The organism is Kitasatospora sp. NPDC002040 (assembly GCF_040296785.1).
In the GTDB taxonomy this organism is placed as follows: domain Bacteria; phylum Actinomycetota; class Actinomycetes; order Streptomycetales; family Streptomycetaceae; genus Kitasatospora.
This window is the reverse complement of sequence record NZ_JBEOXV010000014.1, coordinates 158,701-164,986: the sequence shown is the minus strand read 5'-3', so window position 1 is coordinate 164,986 and position 6,286 is coordinate 158,701. Positions and strand designations below refer to the sequence as shown.

The following is a 6,286-nucleotide window of genomic DNA, read 5'->3' as shown; positions in this document are numbered from 1 at the left end:
CCCCGGCCCCCCCCCCCCCTCTCCGCCCCTGGGGCCCCCCCCCCCCCCCCGGGGGGGGCCCCCCCCCCCCCCCCGCCGCTGTGTTTTGTCCGGATTCTGCGGGATACGGGTGCTAATTTCGGCGCCACCGGACCATCACGCCGAGTGATGGGTCACAGGTAGGTCACCCGGCCTTGACGCGAAGGCAACACCGGGGGGAAGCTTCCGCATGACGGTCGACATTGTCGAACGGTGTCCGGAGCAAACGGAACGCCACCGTCACGGCGCAACCCCGGGACGGGAAGCGCCGCCCTCCCCCACCTGCTCCGGTCACGGACGAAGGAGTCCTTAGTGTCCGCGTTCTCCAACGGCGACATCTTTGTCGGCGAAACCCTCGGCACCGCCGCGCTGATACTCCTCGGCGGCGGCGTCTGCGCCGCCGTCACGCTGAAGAAGTCCAAGGCCCTCAACGCCGGCTGGCTGGCGATCACCTTCGGCTGGGGCTTCGCGGTGATGGTCGCCGCCTACATGTCCGCCCCGAAGTCGGGTGCCCACCTGAACCCGGCCGTCACCCTCGCCATCGCCGCCGACACCGGCGAGTGGGGCAAGGTCCCGCTCTACCTCGGCTCCCAGCTGCTCGGCGCGCTGATCGGCGCGGCGCTGGTCTGGGTCACCTACCTCGGCCAGTTCCAGGCGAACGAGGAGCCCACCCTCGGCATCTTCGCCACCGGCCCCGAGGTCCGGAACCCGGTGCAGAACCTGCTCACCGAGATCATCGGCACCTTCGTGCTCTGCCTGGCCATCCTCACCCAGGGCCTCACCACGGGTCTCGGCCTCTCCGGCACCGGCATCCTGATCGTCGCCTTCACCGTGGTGAGCATCGGCCTCTCGCTCGGCGGCCCGACCGGCTACGCCATCAACCCGGCCCGCGACCTCGGCCCGCGCATCGTGCACGCGCTGCTGCCGATCCCGAACAAGGGCGGCTCCGACTGGTCGTACGCCTGGATCCCGGTGGCCGGCCCGATCGTCGGCGGCCTGCTCGCCGGCGGCTTCTACCACCTGGCGTTCTGACCGCCCGTTGGTTTGCCCCGCACCCGAGCACGGGGACTGACCCAAGGTCAGGCCCAACCCTCTCCCTGAACCCCCATTCGAGCCGAGGACCCTCATGACCTCCACTGGCAACTTCATCGCCGCGATCGACCAGGGCACCACGTCGAGCCGCTGCATCATCTTCGGCGCCGACGGCCGGATCGTCGCCGTCGACCAGCAGGAGCACAGCCAGATCTTCCCGCAGCCCGGCTACGTCGAGCACGACGCCGCCGAGATCTGGACCCGGGTCCAGTCCGTGGTCGCGGGCGCGCTGGAGAAGGCCGGCCTGACCAAGGACGACATCCGCGCGATCGGCATCACCAACCAGCGCGAGACCACCGTCCTGTGGGACAGGAACACCGGCCAGCCCGTGCACAACGCGCTGGTCTGGCAGGACACCCGGACCGAGGCGCTCTGCCGCGAGCTCGGCCGCAACGTCGGCCAGGACCGCTTCCGCCGCGAGACCGGCCTCCCGCTGGCCAGCTACTTCGCCGGCCCGAAGATCCGCTGGCTGCTGGACAACGTCGAGGGCCTGCGCGAGCGCGCCGAGGCCGGCGACATCCTGTTCGGCACCATGGACACCTGGGTGATCTGGAACCTCACCGGCGGCGTCAACGGCGGCAAGCACGTCACCGACGTGACCAACGCCAGCCGCACCATGCTGATGAACCTCTCCACCCTGGCCTGGGACGAGAAGATCGCCGAGTCGATGGGCGTGCCGCTCCAGGTGCTGCCGGAGATCCGCTCCTCCGCCGAGGTCTACGGCCACGCGGTCGGCACCCTGGAGGGCGTGCCGGTCGCCGCCGCGCTCGGCGACCAGCAGGCCGCGCTGTTCGGCCAGACCTGCTTCTCCCCCGGCGAGGCCAAGTCGACCTACGGCACCGGCACCTTCCTGCTGCTGAACACCGGCGAACAGATCGTCAACTCGTACCACGGCCTGCTGACCACGGTCGGCTACCGGATCGGCGACCAGAAGCCGGTCTACGCCCTGGAGGGCTCGATCGCGGTCACCGGCTCGCTGGTGCAGTGGCTCCGCGACCAGCTCGGCATCATCTCCACCGCGGCCGAGATCGAGACCCTGGCCTCCACCGTCGAGGACAACGGCGGCGCCTACTTCGTGCCGGCCTTCTCCGGCCTGTTCGCCCCGTACTGGCGCTCCGACGCCCGCGGCGTGATCGCCGGTCTGACCCGGTACGTCACCAAGGGCCACCTGGCCCGCGCCGTGCTGGAGGCCACCGCCTGGCAGACCCGCGAGGTGGTCGACGCCATGCAGAAGGACTCCGGCGTCGAGCTGACCGCGCTCAAGGTCGACGGCGGCATGACCTCCAACAACCTGCTGATGCAGAACATCGCGGACGTGCTGAACGCCCCGGTCGAGCGCCCGTACGTGGCCGAGACCACCGCGCTCGGCGCAGCGTACGCGGCCGGTCTGGCGGTGGGCTTCTGGCCCGACCTGGAGACCCTGCGGGCCAACTGGCACCGCGCCGCCGAGTGGACCCCCCGGATGGACGAGGCCACCCGCGAGCGCGAGTACAAGAAGTGGCTCAAGGCCGTGGAGCGCACCATGGGTTGGGTGGAGGAGGACGAGGAGAGCTGACCGTCACGCCGGTCGGGGCCCGCAGCGGCCCCGACCGGCCAACGCCGTTTGACGGCCTCTCAGAGGCCGCAGCACCGCACCATCGAGAGGAGACGCGGCGCCCGCCCGCACCGAGCGCCGCAACACACACCATGGCTTCCATCCCGACCCTGGGCGCCGGCTACACCAACGGCCGCACCGCCTCCCGCGCCGAGACCCGTGAGCTGCTCGGCAAGGCCACCTACGACCTGCTGGTCATCGGCGGCGGCATCCTCGGCACCGCCACCGCCTGGACGGCGGCCCAGTCGGGGCTCAAGGTCGCCATGGTGGACGCGGGCGACTTCGCCGGCGCCACCTCCAGCGCCTCCTCCAAGCTGGTCCACGGCGGGCTGCGCTACCTGCAGACCGGCGCGGTCAAGCTGGTCGCGGAGAACCACAAGGAGCGCCGGGTGCTCTCCACCGACGTGGCCCCGCACCTGGTCAACCCGCTGACCTTCTTCGTGCCGGTCTACAAGGGCGGCCCGCACGGCGCCACCAAGCTCGGCGCCGGCGTCTTCCTCTACTCCGCGCTCTCCGCCTTCCGGGACGGCATGGGCCGGGTCTCCACCGCCGCGCACGCCGCGCAGCAGGTGCCCGCGCTGCGCACCGAGGGCCTGCGCTCGGTCGCGGTCTACGGCGACCACCAGATGAACGACTCCCGGGTCGCCGTGATGACCGTCCGCGCGGCCGTCGAGGCGGGCGCCGTGGTGCTCAACCACGCCGAGGTGACGGGCCTCCGGTTCACGGGTGGCCGAGTGAGCGGTGCCGAGCTGAAGGACCGGCTGGACGGATCCGAGTTCGGCGTCAGCGCCCGGCTGGTGCTCAACGCCACCGGCCCCTGGGTCGACCACCTGCGGAAGATGGAGGACGCGGGCTCCGCCCCGTCGATCCGCCTCTCCAAGGGCGCCCACGTGGTGGTCAAGCGCCGCACCCCGTGGCGGGCCGCGCTCACCATCCCGATCGACAAGTACCGGGTCTCGTTCGCGATCCCGTGGGAGGACCACGTCCTGCTCGGCACCACCGACGAGGAGTACACCGGCGACCCGCAGGACGTCCGCGCCACCGAGGCTGACATCGACCAGATCATGGGCGAGGCCGGCCACGCGATCCGCGACGAGCACCTCGACCGCGACCTGATCACGTACGCCTTCGCCGGCCTGCGGGTGCTGCCCGGCGGCCCCGGCGAGACCTCGGCCGCCAAGCGCGAGACCGTGGTGACCGAGGGCCGGGGCGGCATGCTCTCGGTGGCCGGCGGCAAGTGGACCACGTACCGTCACATCGGCCGCACCGTGCTGGAGAAGCTCGCCCACGTTCCCGGCACCGGCCTGCGCGAGGACATGTCGCCGATCCCGGCCACCGTCCCGCTCCCCGGCGTCGGCGCGCCGAACGCGGTCGCCCACCGCCTGCTGGTGGACCGCGAGCCCGGCTCCCGGATGGAGCCGCTGGTGGCCAAGCACCTGGCCTCGCACTACGGCACGCTGTCGTTCGAGATCGCGCACCTGATCGACCAGCACCCCGAGCTGGGCGAGCCGATCCACGCCGACGGCCCCGACGTCTGGGCCCAGGTCGCGTACGCCGCCGACAACGAGTGGGCGTACACCGCCGACGACGTGCTGCGCCGCCGCACCACCATGACGGTCCGCGGGCTCGACACCCCGGAGATCAAGCAGCAGGTCGAGGCCTTCCTGGCGGAGCGCGCCGCCAAGTAGGCCGCTGACCGACCCGCAAAACCGTTCGCCTCCTTCCCCGTCGGTGCCTAGCATCGGCGCGGGAAGGGGGCGATTCGCGTGGTGCAGAGGTCGCCGCAGGAGAAGAAGCGGCTCAGCTATCTGAAGGACCGTCGCAACTGGTACGGGGAGAACGACAAGAGCTCCCGCCGGAACATCCGCCGCAACAAGCAGGCCGTGAATAGCGCCAACCGGCGCGCCCCGCGGGTCGGCCTCGCCGTCCTGCGCGGCCCGGCCGAGCCGGAGCTCGCGGCCGCGGTGGCGGAGCGGCTGGCGGGGGTGCGGCCGCAGACCTGGCGCAAGCAACCGGACATCCCGCTCGGCAGGTACGTGACCGGTCGGCTGGAGCGGCGGGTCCGGCTCGGCATCGTCACGGAGGCGGCCGCAGCCCGCCCGACGGCCCGCGCCGGGCGCGGACGCCGACGGGGCTGGGTACCCGGCGGCTAGGCACCGGGCCGCCGGCATTTCTCCATAGGTAGACCATCGACATATACAAGCCGCTGATCTATCGTCAGGGCATGGCACATCCTCAACTGCAGGAACCCACGCGGCTGGTGCTCACCGCACTCGCCGACGCGCCCAGGCACGGCTACGCGATCGTCCAGGAGATCCTGGCGATCACCGGCGGCCGGACCAAGATGCTCACCGGCACCCTCTACACGGCCCTGGACCGCCTGCTCCAGCAGGGGCTGATCCGGATCGACCGCGAGGAGGTGGTGGCCGGACGGCTCCGGCGCAGCTACGCGCTGACCGAACAGGGCCGCCACACACTGACCGAGGAGACCGAGCGGCTGCGCGCAGGCGTGGCCGAGGCCGAGCGGCGGCTCGCCCTGGGCAGCCTCCGGCCGGCCCTCCGGACCATTGCGGGGACGGCATGAGCGACGCACGCTTCCCCGCTGCCGCACTGCTGCGGCTTCCCCTGAACGGGCTCTACCCGGCCGGATACCGGGCCGCGCACGGCGAGGAGATCACCGCCGTCTTCGCCGACGCGGTCGAGCACGCCGACCGGCGTACCGCGCTGCGTGAGTGGGCCGCCCTCGCCGCCCACGCCCTGCGGCTGCGCACCCGGCTGAGCTCGCGCGACCCCGGGGGCAGGATCACGGCCGGAGCCGCGCCGTTCCTGCTGGCCGGCGGAGCCGCCCTGGCCCTGGTCCAGCTGCTGACCGGGCTCCTCACCCGCTCCTCCGTCGGCACGGCCACGGCCGCGGTGGACGCGGTACAGACCGTCCCCTGGGTGCTCGCCCTGCTGTGCGTGGCCCTGCGCCGCCAAGGTGCGGCCCGGGCCCTGGTCCTGGTGGCGCTCGCGGCCCGGATCGGCGTCGCCGCGGTGGCGCAGGTCCATCCGGCAGCCGGGTTCGCCCGGGCCACCGAGCTGTTCGGCCTCTGGGTCGTCCTGGCCGTCCTGGTGCTGATCGCACCGCCGGACGCCGTCGACACCTCCCGGCGGGGCCGTTCCTGGACCATGGCCTCCGCCGTCACCATCGCGCTGCCGCTGAGCACCGTCGCCGTGCTGTGGATCGGCGCCTGGCCGGAGGACTACGCCGACGTCCTGTTCACGCCGCTCACCCAGGCCGCGCTCGACACCTCCACCGCCTGCCCGGCCCTGGTGCTGGCGCTCGCCTACCTGGTGCAGCTCGGGAATCCGGACACCGACCGCCTGGCGGCCGCCGGCGTCGCGCTGGCCGTACTGCCCTGGACGGTCATGGTGGCCCCGCCGCTCTACCGGAGCGTCCCGGTCGACGCCCACGACCTGCTCCGCAACGGCGGTGTGGTCCTCGCCCTGCTGGTGGCGGCCACCGCCGGCGGCCTGCTGCTCCGCAGCCGACGGCGCACCCGGCCCGATCCGACGCCGTGACCCGGGTGCACCGCTTGCGCT

At 72.5% G+C, this 6,286-nt stretch carries 6 protein-coding genes; all 6 read left to right on the top strand.

Annotated elements, in window-relative coordinates:
* Positions 1–330 precede the first annotated feature (330 nt).
* The 6 genes from ABT118_RS25895 (at position 331) to ABT118_RS25870 (ending at position 6,265) form a co-directional block, all read left to right on the top strand.
* Positions 331–1,050 (top strand): MIP/aquaporin family protein, encoded by a 720-nt coding sequence (locus ABT118_RS25895; protein ID WP_350673405.1) that lies wholly within the window; start codon positions 331–333, stop codon positions 1,048–1,050.
* A gap of 94 nt (positions 1,051–1,144) precedes the next feature.
* Positions 1,145–2,665: a glycerol kinase GlpK gene (glpK, locus tag ABT118_RS25890; protein WP_350673401.1), complete on the top strand. Its 1,521-nt coding sequence runs from the start codon at positions 1,145–1,147 to the stop codon at positions 2,663–2,665.
* A 131-nt stretch (positions 2,666–2,796) separates the two neighbouring features.
* Positions 2,797–4,392, top strand: a complete 1,596-nt coding sequence (locus tag ABT118_RS25885; protein WP_350673398.1) for a glycerol-3-phosphate dehydrogenase/oxidase — start codon at positions 2,797–2,799, stop codon at positions 4,390–4,392.
* 78 nt (positions 4,393–4,470) lie between these two features.
* On the top strand, positions 4,471–4,857 hold the full coding sequence (locus tag ABT118_RS25880) for a hypothetical protein (protein ID WP_350673394.1): 387 nt from the start codon (positions 4,471–4,473) through the stop codon (positions 4,855–4,857).
* Between the two features lie 71 nt (positions 4,858–4,928).
* Entirely contained in the window at positions 4,929–5,288 is a 360-nt protein-coding gene (locus ABT118_RS25875; protein ID WP_350673391.1) for a PadR family transcriptional regulator, read from the top strand.
* Positions 5,285–6,265: a hypothetical protein gene (locus tag ABT118_RS25870; protein WP_350673388.1), complete on the top strand. Its 981-nt coding sequence runs from the start codon at positions 5,285–5,287 to the stop codon at positions 6,263–6,265. The genes ABT118_RS25875 and ABT118_RS25870 overlap by 4 nt, the downstream gene beginning before the upstream one ends.
* The last annotated feature ends 21 nt before the right edge of the window (positions 6,266–6,286 follow it).

Bases quoted from the DNA above. Each gene is read 5' to 3' on its own strand.
- glpK (WP_350673401.1), top strand. From the start codon at position 1,145: ATGACCTCCACTGGCAACTTCATCGCCGCGATCGACCAGGGCACCACG.
- ABT118_RS25885 (WP_350673398.1), top strand. From the start codon at position 2,797: ATGGCTTCCATCCCGACCCTGGGCGCCGGCTACACCAACGGCCGCACC.
- ABT118_RS25875 (WP_350673391.1), top strand. From the start codon at position 4,929: ATGGCACATCCTCAACTGCAGGAACCCACGCGGCTGGTGCTCACCGCA.
- ABT118_RS25870 (WP_350673388.1), top strand. From the start codon at position 5,285: ATGAGCGACGCACGCTTCCCCGCTGCCGCACTGCTGCGGCTTCCCCTG.